Source organism: Leclercia sp. G3L (assembly GCF_021117075.1).
Classification (GTDB): domain Bacteria; phylum Pseudomonadota; class Gammaproteobacteria; order Enterobacterales; family Enterobacteriaceae; genus Enterobacter; species Enterobacter adecarboxylatus_C.
Genome location: NZ_CP088265.1, coordinates 1,617,421 through 1,630,895, shown reverse-complemented (window position 1 = coordinate 1,630,895; position 13,475 = coordinate 1,617,421). Strand labels below are relative to the sequence as shown.

Below are 13,475 nucleotides of genomic sequence, written 5' to 3'. Positions count from 1 at the left end.
CCCTGCCTCTCCCCGTTTTGCTCCCCTCATCACGCTGCTAACAGCCGAAACGTAAACATCCGTCTGCCCACTTCTCAGCCGCTATTTTTCGTGTATATTTCCTGCACTCTTTTTCCTTTGTTGTCGGAAACTCCGAATGATCCGTAAGTATGGGTGGTTAGTCGTCTTCGCGATTAGCGTTTTCCTTTTTGATGCACTGATAATGCAGTGGATTGAGTTGATGTCTACGGAAACGGACAAATGCCGCAACATGGATTCGGTGAACCCACTCAAGCTCATCAATTGCTCGGATCTGGATTAATCCCCTGGTTTCCCTCGAAAAATGTGCGGGCTTAAAAGCCTTTGAGGCATCCCTGTTGGATGATAATGTCTCAGCCCGTCACACCCGGTATCACGTAATACCTCCCTGCGTCTGAGTTGATGAGATCATGCTGGTTAGCCAATACGACCAACTTCTTGTGGTTATCTCTTTTGTTGTCGCCATTCTTGCCTCCTACACCGCCCTGAATATGGCAGGCCGGGTTGTTGGCAGTACGGGCGTCGCGGCACGTATCTGGCTGACGGGCGGCGGTATTGCCATGGGTATCGGCATCTGGGCCATGCATTTTATCGGCATGCTGGCGATGGATGTCTCCATGCGGCTGAACTATAACCTGCCGCAAACGGCCCTCTCGATGTTCATTGCTATCGGTGCCTCACTGTTCGCCCTCTGGCTGGTGAGCCGGGATCACTTGCGCAGGCGTCGTTTGTCCACCGGCGCAGTGATTCTTGGCACCGGCATCGTCGCGATGCACTACACCGGAATGGCGGCATTGCAGGTTGAGCCCGCTATCGTCTGGGATATGCGCTGGGTTGCGCTGTCGGTAGTGATTGCCCTGCTCGCCTCGCTGGCCGCCCTGTGGCTCACGTTTCGTCTGCGTCGCGATGCCGCCCAGGTCGCGCTGATGCGTGCGGGCGCCGCCGTGCTGATGGGCGTTGCCATTGCCGGCATGCACTACACGGGGATGAAGGCCGCCCAGTTCCCGGTTCAGACCCATATGCATCATCAGGGCGTAAACGGCAGCTGGCTGGCGGTGCTGGTGAGCGTCGTTGCGCTCTCCATTCTGGGCATTACGCTGCTGGTCTCGATGTTTGATGCCAGGCTACAGGCCCGCACCGCCCTTCTGGCCTCGTCGCTGGCGGAAGCGAACCGCGAACTGGCGCAGCTGGCGCTGCACGACACGCTCACGCGCCTGCCAAACCGCGTCCTGCTGGAGGACCGTCTTGAACAGGCGATTAACAAAGCCGATCGCGAAGGGAAGCTCTTCGCGCTGCTGTTTATGGATTTGGACGGCTTCAAAGCCGTCAACGATGCCTACGGGCATGACACCGGTGATAAGCTGCTGGTTGCCGTTACCGAACGTCTGGAACTGCCGCTGAAAGGTCAGTACACCCTTGCCCGTATTGGCGGCGACGAGTTTGTGCTGCTGGCCGAGATCGATACCCCGAATGATGCCGCATCGCTGGCAAGCTCGCTGGTGCATGCGATCGACCAGCCCTTCAGCCTTGAGCTGTACGACCTGATGGTGACCCTCAGCGTGGGGATTGCTATCTATCCGCACGATGGTAAAAACCAGCGGGAGCTGATGTTTAACGCCGATGCGGCGATGTACCACACCAAGCATATGGGGCGTAACGGCTACCATTTCTTCCAGCCGTCGATGAACACCCTGGCGCAGAAACAGCTGCAGCTGATGAACGATCTCTGGCTGGCGCAGGATCGCCAGGAACTGCATCTGGTTTATCAGCCGAAGTTCCAGGCCCCGGTTGGCCCCATCGTTGGCTTTGAGGCCTTGCTGCGCTGGCAGCATCCTTCGCAGGGGTTGTTATCCCCTGACCAGTTCCTGCCGCTGGCAGAAAAGAGCGGGCTGATTATCCCTATCGGTAACTGGGTGATCGATGAGGCCTGCCGCCAGCTCCGCGTCTGGCATCTTGAAGGGCATACAGAATGGTCGATGGCGGTGAACCTCTCCACGCTACAGTTTGAACAGCCCCAGCTGGTAGATACGGTGATGAGCAGCCTGGCGCGACACCGAATTCCGCCCCATACCCTGATCCTGGAAGTGACCGAAACGACGGCCATGAATAACCCGGATGAGAGCGTGCGGGTGCTGACCGAACTGACGCAGGCGGGGGTGAAAGCGTCCATCGATGATTTTGGTACGGGCTATTCCAGCCTGCTGTACCTGAAAAAGCTGCCGGCCTGTGAGCTGAAAATCGATCGGGCGTTTGTCAAAGATCTCAACGGCGAAGGTGACGATGCCACTATCGTTTCCGCCATTGTGGCGCTGGCAAAGACCCTCAACCTGAAGGTGGTTGCCGAAGGGGTGGAAACCCAGGAGCAACAAACGTTTCTGACCGAGCTGGGGTGTAACACCTTGCAAGGTTATCTGCTGGGAAAACCCGTTTCGGCGCAGACCATTAAGGCCCTGAGCCACGATCCGCAAGCCATGCTGGCGCAGCAAATCTGACCGGGCCGGTTCCGCTACGAGGCGGCCTCAAAAAACCGGCGCGCCGCCGGGGCCGCCGGTAACGTCGAGAGGATGTTATCCACCAGCTCCGGGGCCTGTTGATACAGATCCAGCCTTTCCGGGCTCATTAACCAGTTCTTAATCAGCCCGCAAAAAAAGCCGTGAAAAACAATTAACGTCATATCGATATTGATCTGCGCTGAAATACGCCCTGCCGCAATGCATTTTTTCAGGATTTGGCGAACGTTTTCATAGTTGAAGCCGATCCGCTCCCGAATTTCATATTCTGAAATCATGCCCGATTCAAATTCGCATTTGTGATACAGGATCTGCAATAGCGTGCGCTGGCGACGATCCCGGGCAATATATTGCAAAGCGGTAACAAACAGTTCACGTAAAATAAATAACGGATCGTCCTCTTTTCCCTGAGATAACAAACCGCGGATTATCTCGCGCAGCGGGCATTGCTCCTGCCAGATGGCATTAAATATCTCCGTTTTGCTGCTGAAATGCCAGTAAACGGCCCCCCGGGTCAGGCTGGCGGCATCAGCAATATCGGTCAGCGTGGTGTTTGCCACACCCCGTACGGCAAACTGCTCGATCGCTGCCTCAATCAACAACTGGCGTGTCTTCTGCGCCTCGGCCTTCGTTTTGCGCGCCATAGGGAGTCACTCTATTAACGGATTAATTACATTTATCAAACAACGGTGATAATCGTCAGAACGTGAATTATCCATCACTGCGGAAAATAATTTTGAACAAAAAACGTCAACGCGCTTAATTTATAAATCTCAATGATATTTGAATATGATTTCATTCATTAAACACATATGTACATCTAAAGCAAAAGGGATGTGAATCCATAATCTGAAATGCTATCCCGTTGTTTAATCACATTCAGCCCCGTTTTTTTTCTCTTCAATTCTTTCTCCGCACTTATAAATCAAAAAGCCGCCCGGCCATTCTTTATTATGGCGCCCGCCGTTTTCTGTTTACCTCCTCTTAACGCTTAACCGCTGTCGGTTAATGCGGGTTGATGATTTTGAAGGAATAGCCATGACGCCTCATTTCAGGTATTTACCCTTATCCGGTTTTATCATCGGTGCCGCATTACTCGTGGGTTGTGATGACCACAGTGAACAAGCCCAGCAGCCGCCTTCACCGCAGGTTGTGGTCCATGTTGTGAAAAGCGCACCGCTGGTTGTTACCACCGAACTGCCAGGCCGTACCGATGCGTATCGCGTCGCAGAGGTTCGCCCCCAGGTGAGCGGCATTGTCCTGAAGCGCAACTTTACCGAGGGCAGCGACGTAAAAGCAGGGGAATCGCTGTATCAGATCGATCCGGCCACCTATCAGGCTGCCTTTGACAGTGCGTCAGGCGAGCTGGCCAAAGCTCAGGCCGCTGCCAACATCGCCCACCTGACCGTGAAACGCTATTTACCGCTCATGGGCACCCAGTACGTCAGTAAGCAGGAGTACGATCAGTCCGTTGCCACTGCCCGGCAGGCCGATGCTTCGGTGATTGCGGCCAAGGCGGCCGTCGAGACCGCGCGCATTAATCTGGCTTATACCAAAGTGACATCCCCTATCAGCGGGCGTATCGGCAAATCCAGCGTCACCGAAGGAGCGCTGGTCGCGAACGGCCAGGCCTCGGCGCTGGCTACGGTGCAGCAGCTGGATCCGATTTATGTCGATGTGACCCAATCCAGCAACGATTTTATGCGTCTTAAGCAGTCCAGCCTGCAGACGGGCGATGGCGCCAGCAGCGTACAGCTGCTGATGGAGAATGGGCAGCCGTACCCGCTGAAAGGCTCGCTGCAGTTCTCCGATGTCACCGTGGACGAGAGCACCGGCTCCATTACCCTGCGGGCGATCTTCCCCAACCCGCAGCATATCCTGTTGCCCGGCATGTTTGTCCGGGCGCGCATTGATGAGGGCATCCAGCCCCACGCCATCCTGGTGCCGCAGCAGGGGGTCACTCGCACCCCACGCGGTGAGGCCAGCGTGATGGTGGTGAATGCGAAAAATCAGGCCGAAGCGCGAAGCGTTGTCGCCCCTCAGGCAATTGGCGATCAATGGCTGATCGCTGACGGCCTGCAGGAGGGCGATCGGGTGATCGTCAGCGGGCTGCAAAAAGTGCGTCCTGGCGTCGCGGTTATCGCAACGCCAGATACCGCCGCGCAGAAAGCGGGATAAGGAACAGAGCATGGCCAACTTCTTTATTCAGCGCCCGGTTTTTGCGTGGGTTCTTGCCATCATCCTGATGATTGCGGGCGGGCTGGCGATCCTGAAGCTGCCGATCGCCCAGTATCCCACCATTGCCCCGCCTGCCGTGGCGATCTCGGCGACCTACCCCGGCGCAGACGCGCAGACGGTGCAGGATACGGTGACCCAGGTGATCGAGCAGAACATGAACGGCATCGATAATCTGATGTACATGTCCTCCACCAGCGATTCGGCGGGCAGCGTGACCATCACCCTGACCTTCCAGTCGGGTACCGACCCGGATATCGCCCAGGTTCAGGTGCAGAACAAGCTGCAGCTGGCGATGCCGCTGCTGCCGCAGGAAGTACAGCAGCAGGGGATCGGCGTGGAGAAATCGAGCAGCAGCTTCCTGCTGGTAGCGGGCTTCGTCTCGGACAATAAGGACCTGAGCCAGGACGATATCTCTGACTATGTGGCCTCTAACGTCAAGGATGCCATCAGCCGCACCTCCGGCGTGGGGGATGTGCAGCTGTTTGGCGCGCAGTATGCGATGCGTATCTGGCTGGATGCGAATAAGCTGAACGCCTATCAGCTGACGCCGCTGGACGTGATCAATCAGCTCAAAACCCAGAATAACCAGATTGCCGCCGGTCAGTTGGGCGGTACGCCGTCGGTGCCGGGCCAACAGCTCAACGCCTCGATCATCGCCCAGACGCGCCTGAAAACCGCCGAAGAGTTTGGCAACATCACCCTGAAGGTCAATCAGGACGGATCGATGGTGCATCTGAAAGATGTGGCCCGGATTGCGCCCGGCGGTGAAAACTACAACATGGTGACCAAAATTAACGGCCAGGCGGCGACCGGGCTGGGGATCAAGCTCGCCACCGGTGCCAACGCGCTGGATACCGCTGCGGCGATCAAAAGCAAACTGGCGCAGCTGCAGACCTTCTTCCCGCAGGGGCTGAAGGTGGTCTACCCCTACGACACCACGCCTTTTGTGAAGATCTCCATTCATGAAGTGGTGAAGACGCTGTTTGAAGCCATCATTCTCGTCTTCCTAGTGATGTACCTGTTCCTGCAAAACCTGCGGGCTACACTGATCCCGACCATCGCCGTGCCGGTGGTGCTGCTGGGCACTTTCGCGATACTGGCGGCGTTTGGCTTCTCCATCAACACCCTGACCATGTTTGGCATGGTGTTAGCGATAGGTTTGCTGGTGGATGACGCCATCGTGGTGGTGGAGAACGTCGAGCGCGTGATGGTGGAGGAGAAGCTGCCGCCAAAAGAGGCAACGCAAAAATCGATGTCGCAGATCCAGGGGGCGCTGGTCGGCATCGCCATGGTGCTGTCGGCGGTGTTCATCCCGATGGCCTTTTTCGGTGGTTCTACCGGGGCGATTTATCGTCAGTTCTCCCTGACGATTGTCTCCGCGATGGCGCTTTCCGTACTGGTGGCGCTGATCCTCACCCCAGCGCTGTGCGCCACCCTGCTTAAAGCGCCGGGCGAGCATCATGAGCACAAAGGCGGCTTCTTCGGCTGGTTTAATGCCCTGTTCGACAGGAGCGTGGCGCACTACAGCAACAGCGTCAGCCATATTCTGCGTAAGACCGGCCGCTACCTGGTGGTCTATGTCCTGATTGTCGGCGGCATGGCGGTACTGTTCCTGCGCCTGCCGACTTCGTTCCTGCCAGAAGAGGATCAGGGCGTCTTTATGACCATGGTGCAGCTCCCGGCGGGCGCCACCCAAACCCGCACTCAGCAGGTATTGGATCAGGTTGAGCACTATTATCTCACCACCGAAAAAGCCAACGTCGAGTCGGTCTTTACCGTTAACGGCTTCAGCTTCAGCGGCCAGGGGCAAAATGCCGGCGTGGCGTTTATCAGCCTTAAACCCTGGGAGGAGCGCCCGGGTGCCGCTAACAGCGTTGGGGCCATCGTCAGCCGTGCCACGCGGGCCTTCAGCAAGATCAAAGATGGGCTGGTTTTCCCGTTTAACCTGCCCGCCATTATTGAACTTGGTACCGCGACAGGTTTCGACTTTGAGCTGATTGACCAGGCCAACCTGGGTCATAACCAGCTGACGCAGGCCCGAAACCAGCTGCTGGGCATGATCAAAGCCCACTCCGATCTGCTGGTTCGCGTGCGGCCTAATGGTCTGGAAGATACGCCGCAGTTTAAGCTGGATATCGATCAGGAAAAGGCCCAGGCGCTGGGGGTTAGCGTGTCGGACATCAACCAGACCATCTCTACCGCCCTGGGGGGGACCTACGTTAACGACTACATCGATCGTGGCCGGGTGAAGAAAGTTTATGTCCAGGCGGATGCGCAATTCAGGATGCTACCCGAGGATATCAATCGCCTGTATGTTCGCAGCGCCAGCGGTGAAATGGTGCCGCTTTCGGCATTCAGCCAGTCGCACTGGATCTACGGTTCGCCGCGCCTCGAACGCTATAACGGTACCCCGTCCATGGAGATCCTCGGTGAGGCCGCGCCAGGGAAAAGTACCGGTGAAGCGATGGTGTTAATGGAGCAACTGGCGGCGAAGCTTCCTACAGGTATTGGTTACGACTGGACGGGGATGTCATACCAGGAGCGGCTGTCAGGCAACCAGGCACCCGCCCTGTACGCCATCTCGCTGGTGGTAGTGTTCCTCTGCCTTGCTACACTCTATGAGAGCTGGTCGATTCCGTTCTCGGTGATGCTGGTGGTGCCCTTAGGGGTGGTAGGTGCCCTGCTGGCCGCCTCCCTGCGTGGGCTGAATAACGATGTCTATTTCCAGGTGGGTCTGCTCACCACTATCGGCCTGTCGGCAAAGAACGCCATTCTGATCGTCGAGTTTGCCAAGGACCTGATGGAGAAAGAGGGGAAAGGCATTGTTGAAGCCACGCTGGAGGCATCCCGCATGCGCCTGCGTCCGATCCTGATGACCTCGCTGGCGTTTATTCTCGGCGTGATGCCGCTGGTCATCAGCCACGGAGCTGGCAGCGGCGCGCAAAACGCCGTCGGTACCGGGGTGATGGGCGGCATGCTGTCGGCCACCCTGCTGGCTATCTTCTTTGTGCCGGTCTTCTTTGTGGTGGTTCGCAGACGCTTTACGCGTCATCAGGAACAGTAATCGATAAAGGCGCTTCGGCGCCTTTATTTATGATAATAAACAAAAAATTCGTTTTACCTATATATTCCTCTTATTAATTAGCACGCCAATGAATTGTTTGCTTGCGATTTTTAACTTGCACATTTAATCAATCCGCCTCCCTTATCTCTCCATAATTGGCATGCGTAAGAAGGATTCCTCCATCTTTTTTACAATCCAAATAATTTGAGATTATTCACTCTTCATGGCTGTTTTTAAGCGGTGGTAATATAGCCATCAGCTTTGCAGAAGACCTTACTGACTATATCGCAAAGTTAGATTTCATTTTGAGGTAACACCATGAAAAGATTCATTTCGGTTGCACTCCTTACCGCGTTACTTGCGGGCTGCGCGCACGACTCTCCGTGCGTACCGACATACGACGATCAAGGCCGACTGGTTCATACCAATACCTGTATGAAAGGGACCACACAGGACAACTGGGAAACTGCAGGGGCGATAGCCGGTGGCGCAGCAGCTGTTGCAGGCCTGACGCTGGGCATCATTGCCGTGTCTAAGTAATCCGGAAAGCGCGAATTCGTTCGCGCTTTTGCTTTTTCCGATTTAGGTTAATAAATAAACCTGCATTTACTCACATCTTTTTGCTGTTTTATTTTCTTTTCAATCCAGCGACGTGATGTTATTCACAGCTTGCTGACTTCTAATATTCACGCCATAAAACGCCCCTTAAATTCCTCTTTTCTAAATCAGACTTTTGCTCTGATTTGTGGCGCAGGTTGTAATTTCGCACCATTTCAGGGCGCTCGATTTAATTATCACTGTCTACACTCTGCTTTACGCGTTGCGTAATCGTTTATTACGTCAAATGCAAAACCTGGCATCGCGTTTGCTTTATTAACGTCGGCCACAGCCACAGACAGGTTAAAGCGTTTATAAGCGCTTCACTATAACGATAATTTTTCGCCACACAGGATGCATTATGAAAAAGATGATGATGGCCAGCCTCGCCGCTGCAGGTGTGCTTGTTGCAATGACCGGCCAGGCTCAGGCGGGTGCGACTCTGGATGCCGTTAAGCAGAAAGGTTTTGTGCAATGTGGGATCAGCGACGGTCTGCCGGGTTTCTCTTACGCAGATGCCAACGGTAAATTCTCCGGTATCGATGTCGACGTGTGCCGTGGCGTTGCTGCCGCGGTATTAGGCGACGACACCAAAGTGAAATATACCCCGCTGACGGCGAAAGAGCGTTTTACCGCCCTGCAATCCGGCGAAGTGGATATGCTATCGCGTAATACTACCTGGACCTCGTCCCGTGATACCGGTATGGGCATGTCCTTTACCGGCGTGACCTATTATGACGGCATTGGCTTCCTGACCCACAATAAAGCAGGCCTGAAGAGTGCAAAAGAGCTGGATGGCGCGACGGTCTGTATTCAGGCAGGTACTGATACCGAGCTGAACGTCGCGGATTACTTCAAAGCCAACAACATGAAATATACGCCAGTCACTTTCGACCGCTCTGACGAATCCGCCAAAGCGCTGGAATCGGGCCGCTGCGACACCCTCGCTTCGGATCAGTCCCAGCTGTACGCGCTGCGGATCAAGCTAAGTAATCCGGCAGAGTGGATCGTTCTGCCGGAAGTGATCTCCAAAGAACCGCTGGGGCCGGTGGTACGCCGCGGAGATGAGGAGTGGAACTCGGTTGTGCGCTGGACGCTGTTTGCCATGCTCAACGCAGAAGAGATGGGCGTCAACTCGAAGAACGTCGATGAGAAAGCCGCCAATCCATCCACACCGGATATGGCCCACCTGCTGGGTAAAGAAGGGGATTACGGCAAGGATCTGAAGCTGGATAACAAATGGGCGTACAACATCATTAAAAAGGTGGGGAACTACGCTGAGATCTTCGAGCGCAACGTCGGCTCTGAAAGCGCGCTGAAGATCAGCCGCGGTCAGAATAACCTCTGGAACAATGGCGGCATCCAGTACGCACCGCCAGTACGCTAAGCAGCTTGCTGTAACGGGCACTGCCGGTGCGGTGCCCAGTCCAGAGTCATGGTTACCCGAGGTTTTTTATGTTCCATCGCCGCTTAGCCCTGAAAGGAGCCCTCTCCTTTTCCAATCCTGCGGTTCGCGCCTGGCTGTTCCAGATCCTCGCCGTTCTCGCTGTCCTGGCCGTCGCGATCTACCTGTTCCATAACACGGTTATCAACCTGAGCACACGCGGCATTACTTCGGGCTTTGCCTTCCTTGACCGCAGTGCGGGATTTGGCATCGTTCAGCATTTAATTGATTACGATGAAGGGGATACTTACGGCCGCGTATTCCTGGTCGGCCTGATGAATACCCTGCTGGTCTCCGGGTTATGCATTGTTTTTGCTTCTCTGCTGGGCTTTTTCCTTGGGCTCGCTCGCCTGTCTGATAACTGGCTGCTGCGTAAGCTCTCCACATTTTATATCGAGACCTTCCGTAATATTCCGCCGCTGCTGCAGATCTTCTTCTGGTATTTCGCCGTATTGCGCAATCTGCCCGGGCCACGTCAGGCGGTGGATGCGTTCGATCTGGCTTTCTTAAGCAATCGCGGTTTGTATATACCAGCACCGCAGATTGCCGAAGGGATGTTGGCGCTGATGGCGGCTCTGGGATGTGTGGCGGTGGCCTCAGTCGGGCTGTTCCGCTACAACCGCATGCATCAGATGAAAACCGGGCAGCTACGGCGCACCTGGCCTGTCTCGCTGGCCTTGCTGGTGATCCTGTCGGGTCTGGCGCACGTGATTGTGGGCCCGGCGATGCACTGGGATGTGCCGCATTTACAGGGCTTTAACTTCCGCGGCGGCATGGTATTGATTCCGGAGCTGGCCGCTCTGACGCTGGCACTCTCGATCTACACCTCGGCCTTTATCGCAGAGATTATTCGCGCCGGGATCCAGGCCGTACCTCATGGTCAGCATGAAGCCGCCCGCTCACTCGGCCTGCCGAATCCGATCACGCTGCGTCAGGTCATTATCCCCCAGGCTCTGCGGGTCATCATTCCGCCGCTGACCAGCCAGTATCTCAACATTGTGAAGAACTCATCCCTCGCGTCTGCGATTGGCTATCCCGATATGGTTTCTCTGTTTGCCGGCACCGTCCTTAACCAGACGGGCCAGGCCATCGAGACTATCGCCATCACCATGTCGGTCTACCTGATTATCAGCCTGACCATCTCCCTGCTGATGAATATCTATAACCGTCGCATCGCCCTGGTTGAACGCTAAGGAACCATGATGACAAAAGCCGTCTTGTCTCACCCTGCGCGTCCGGCCACTACCGGCAACGGGCGCATTATTCTCTGGGCACGTAAAAATCTGTTCTCCAGCTGGAGCAACAGCCTGCTCACCCTGTTCTGCTTCTGGCTGATGTGGGAGCTGATCCCGCCGCTGCTCAACTGGGCGTTTCTGCAGGCTAACTGGGTCGGCACCACCCGCGCCGACTGTACGAAAGAGGGAGCCTGCTGGGTCTTTATTCATCAGCGCTTCGGCCAGTTTATGTATGGGCTCTACCCGCACGACCAGCGCTGGCGCATCAATCTTGCGCTGCTCGTCGGGCTGCTCTCCATTATCCCGATGTTCTGGAAAGGAATGCGGCAGCGGGGACGGTACATCGCCTGCTGGGCGGTGGTCTATCCGCTTATCGTCTGGTTCCTGCTGTATGGCGGGATGCTGGGATTTGAGCGGGTGGAAACCCGGCAGTGGGGTGGCCTGACGCTGACGCTGATCATCGCCTCGGTCGGGATCGCCGGCGCATTGCCATTAGGCATTTTGCTGGCACTGGGCCGCCGCTCAACCATGCCGGTCGTTCGCGTCCTCTCGGTGATTTTTATTGAGTTTTGGCGCGGCGTTCCGCTGATCACGGTGCTGTTTATGTCTTCGGTGATGCTGCCGCTGTTTATGGCGGAGGGCACTACCATCGACAAACTGCTCCGCGCCCTGGTTGGCGTCATTCTTTTTCAGTCTGCCTATGTGGCTGAAGTCGTACGCGGTGGGTTACAGGCGCTGCCTAAGGGCCAGTACGAAGCCGCCGAATCGCTGGCGCTGGGGTACTGGAAAACCCAGGGATTAGTGATCCTGCCGCAGGCGCTAAAGCTGGTCATCCCCGGGCTGGTGAACACCATTATCGCGCTGTTCAAAGACACCAGTCTGGTGATCATCATTGGATTATTCGATCTTTTCAGTAGCGTGCAGCAGGCTACCGTTGACCCGGCGTGGCTCGGTATGTCGACAGAAGGCTATGTTTTTGCAGCACTTATCTACTGGATTTTTTGTTTTAGCATGTCGCGCTACAGCCAGCATCTGGAAAAGCGCTTTAACACCGGGCGTACACCGCACTGAGGAACCTATGAGCCAGATAACTATGACCCCCGCTGACGCGATGATTACCCTGGATAATGTGAATAAGTGGTACGGGCAATTTCACGTTCTGAAAGACATTAACCTGAAAGTGAAACAAGGCGAGCGTATTGTTCTTTGTGGGCCTTCAGGCTCGGGTAAATCCACGACTATCCGCTGTATTAACCATCTGGAAGAGCATCAGCAGGGACGGATCGTTGTTGATGGTATCGAGCTGAACGATGATATCCGTAACGTGGAGCGTGTTCGCCAGGAAGTCGGCATGGTTTTCCAGCATTTCAATTTATTCCCGCACCTGACCGTGCTGCAGAATTGCACCCTGGCGCCCATCTGGGTGCGTAAAATGCCGAAAAAGGAAGCGGAGGCGCTGGCCATGCACTATCTGGAACGCGTACGCATTGCAGAACATGCCCATAAATTCCCGGGGCAGATCTCCGGAGGGCAGCAGCAACGCGTGGCGATCGCCCGCTCTCTGTGCATGAAACCTAAAATTATGCTGTTCGATGAGCCCACTTCAGCTCTGGATCCGGAGATGGTGAAAGAGGTTCTGGATACCATGATAGGGTTGGCAGAATTGGGAATGACAATGCTCTGTGTGACGCATGAGATGGGTTTCGCCAGAACCGTAGCGGATCGGGTGATCTTTATGGATCGCGGGGAAATCGTCGAGCAGGCACCGCCGGAAGAGTTCTTCTCCCACCCGAAATCAGAACGTACGCGCGCGTTTTTGTCCCAGGTTATTCACTAAATACCCTGCCCGGTGGCGCTTTGCGCCCCGGGTCTGGCATTTTTATATCGCGCAAACGCAAAAAGGCCATCCTTTCGGATGGCCTTTTCACTTGTTTGATGTCTGGCAGTTCCCTACTCTCGCATGGGGAGACCCCACACTACCATCGGCGCTACGGCGTTTCACTTCTGAGTTCGGCATGGGGTCAGGTGGGACCACCGCGCTACAGCCGCCAGACAAATTCTTTTCTAAGCGCCGAACTTTAACCTAAAAACTGGTGCTGATACCCAGAGTCGAACTGGGGACCTCACCCTTACCAAGGGTGCGCTCTACCAACTGAGCCATATCAGCACACTTAATTTGATGCCTGGCAGTTCCCTACTCTCGCATGGGGAGGCCCCACACTACCATCGGCGCTACGGCGTTTCACTTCTGAGTTCGGCATGGGGTCAGGTGGGACCACCGCGCTACAGCCGCCAGGCAAATTCTGTTGTTCACCCCGCCCGCAGGCGCAGTGACTAATCTGTATCAGCTGAAAATCTCTCAAATCCGC

General features: G+C 55.5%; 10 protein-coding genes, 1 tRNA gene and 2 rRNA genes. 9 read left to right on the top strand and 4 right to left on the bottom strand.

The genetic code is table 11. From position 1 onward, the window contains the following. Positions 1-136 precede the first annotated feature (136 nt). Both LRS40_RS09220 and LRS40_RS09215 read left to right on the top strand, forming a co-directional pair. Positions 137-301: a DUF2556 family protein gene (locus LRS40_RS09220; RefSeq protein ID WP_142487305.1), complete on the top strand. Its 165-nt coding sequence runs from the start codon at positions 137-139 to the stop codon at positions 299-301. A gap of 127 nt (positions 302-428) precedes the next feature. Further along, positions 429-2,510: a bifunctional diguanylate cyclase/phosphodiesterase gene (locus LRS40_RS09215; RefSeq protein WP_231313565.1), complete on the top strand. Its 2,082-nt coding sequence runs from the start codon at positions 429-431 to the stop codon at positions 2,508-2,510. A 14-nt stretch (positions 2,511-2,524) separates the two neighbouring features. Here the strand turns inward: LRS40_RS09215 and envR are convergent, their stop codons facing one another. Continuing rightward, positions 2,525-3,172: an acrEF/envCD operon transcriptional regulator gene (envR, locus tag LRS40_RS09210; RefSeq protein WP_231313564.1), complete on the bottom strand. Its 648-nt coding sequence runs from the start codon at positions 3,170-3,172 to the stop codon at positions 2,525-2,527. Positions 3,173-3,566: 394 nt separating this feature from the next. Between envR and LRS40_RS09205 the strand changes: the two genes are divergently transcribed. The 7 genes from LRS40_RS09205 to LRS40_RS09175 all read left to right on the top strand — a co-directional run bounded on the left by LRS40_RS09205 (position 3,567) and on the right by LRS40_RS09175 (position 12,943). Then, positions 3,567-4,706, top strand: a complete 1,140-nt coding sequence (locus LRS40_RS09205) for an efflux RND transporter periplasmic adaptor subunit (RefSeq protein ID WP_231313563.1) — start codon at positions 3,567-3,569, stop codon at positions 4,704-4,706. Between the two features lie 10 nt (positions 4,707-4,716). Beyond that, positions 4,717-7,830, top strand: a complete 3,114-nt coding sequence (locus LRS40_RS09200; protein ID WP_231313562.1) for an efflux RND transporter permease subunit — start codon at positions 4,717-4,719, stop codon at positions 7,828-7,830. Between the two features lie 318 nt (positions 7,831-8,148). Continuing rightward, on the top strand, positions 8,149-8,370 hold the full coding sequence (locus LRS40_RS09195; RefSeq protein WP_142487310.1) for a lipoprotein: 222 nt from the start codon (positions 8,149-8,151) through the stop codon (positions 8,368-8,370). Between the two features lie 418 nt (positions 8,371-8,788). Then, a complete protein-coding gene (locus LRS40_RS09190; RefSeq protein WP_142487311.1) occupies positions 8,789-9,814 on the top strand; it encodes an amino acid ABC transporter substrate-binding protein in 1,026 nt (341 codons plus the stop codon). 68 nt (positions 9,815-9,882) lie between these two features. Beyond that, a complete protein-coding gene (locus LRS40_RS09185) occupies positions 9,883-11,064 on the top strand; it encodes an amino acid ABC transporter permease (RefSeq protein ID WP_231313561.1) in 1,182 nt (393 codons plus the stop codon). 9 nt (positions 11,065-11,073) lie between these two features. Then, positions 11,074-12,177 (top strand): amino acid ABC transporter permease, encoded by a 1,104-nt coding sequence (locus tag LRS40_RS09180; protein WP_231313560.1) that lies wholly within the window; start codon positions 11,074-11,076, stop codon positions 12,175-12,177. Positions 12,178-12,184: 7 nt separating this feature from the next. Further along, positions 12,185-12,943, top strand: a complete 759-nt coding sequence (locus LRS40_RS09175) for an amino acid ABC transporter ATP-binding protein (RefSeq protein ID WP_231313559.1) — start codon at positions 12,185-12,187, stop codon at positions 12,941-12,943. A 100-nt stretch (positions 12,944-13,043) separates the two neighbouring features. Here the strand turns inward: LRS40_RS09175 and rrf (LRS40_RS09170) are convergent. The 3 genes from rrf (LRS40_RS09170) to rrf (LRS40_RS09160) all read right to left on the bottom strand — a co-directional run bounded on the left by rrf (LRS40_RS09170) (position 13,044) and on the right by rrf (LRS40_RS09160) (position 13,403). Then, positions 13,044-13,159: ribosomal RNA gene (gene rrf, locus LRS40_RS09170) — 5S ribosomal RNA — on the bottom strand. Positions 13,160-13,197: 38 nt separating this feature from the next. Next, positions 13,198-13,273, bottom strand: a tRNA-Thr gene (locus LRS40_RS09165). 14 nt (positions 13,274-13,287) lie between these two features. After that, positions 13,288-13,403: ribosomal RNA gene (rrf, locus tag LRS40_RS09160) — 5S ribosomal RNA — on the bottom strand. Positions 13,404-13,475: the final 72 nt, after the last annotated feature.

Coding starts and splice junctions, on each gene's coding strand:
- LRS40_RS09180 (WP_231313560.1), top strand. CDS start 11,074: ATGACAAAAGCCGTCTTGTCTCACCCTGCGCGTCCGGCCACTACCGGC.
- LRS40_RS09200 (WP_231313562.1), top strand. CDS start 4,717: ATGGCCAACTTCTTTATTCAGCGCCCGGTTTTTGCGTGGGTTCTTGCC.
- LRS40_RS09215 (WP_231313565.1), top strand. CDS start 429: ATGCTGGTTAGCCAATACGACCAACTTCTTGTGGTTATCTCTTTTGTT.
- LRS40_RS09185 (WP_231313561.1), top strand. CDS start 9,883: ATGTTCCATCGCCGCTTAGCCCTGAAAGGAGCCCTCTCCTTTTCCAAT.
- LRS40_RS09205 (WP_231313563.1), top strand. CDS start 3,567: ATGACGCCTCATTTCAGGTATTTACCCTTATCCGGTTTTATCATCGGT.
- LRS40_RS09190 (WP_142487311.1), top strand. CDS start 8,789: ATGAAAAAGATGATGATGGCCAGCCTCGCCGCTGCAGGTGTGCTTGTT.
- LRS40_RS09195 (WP_142487310.1), top strand. CDS start 8,149: ATGAAAAGATTCATTTCGGTTGCACTCCTTACCGCGTTACTTGCGGGC.
- envR (WP_231313564.1), bottom strand. CDS start 3,172: ATGGCGCGCAAAACGAAGGCCGAGGCGCAGAAGACACGCCAGTTGTTG.
- LRS40_RS09220 (WP_142487305.1), top strand. CDS start 137: ATGATCCGTAAGTATGGGTGGTTAGTCGTCTTCGCGATTAGCGTTTTC.
- LRS40_RS09175 (WP_231313559.1), top strand. CDS start 12,185: ATGAGCCAGATAACTATGACCCCCGCTGACGCGATGATTACCCTGGAT.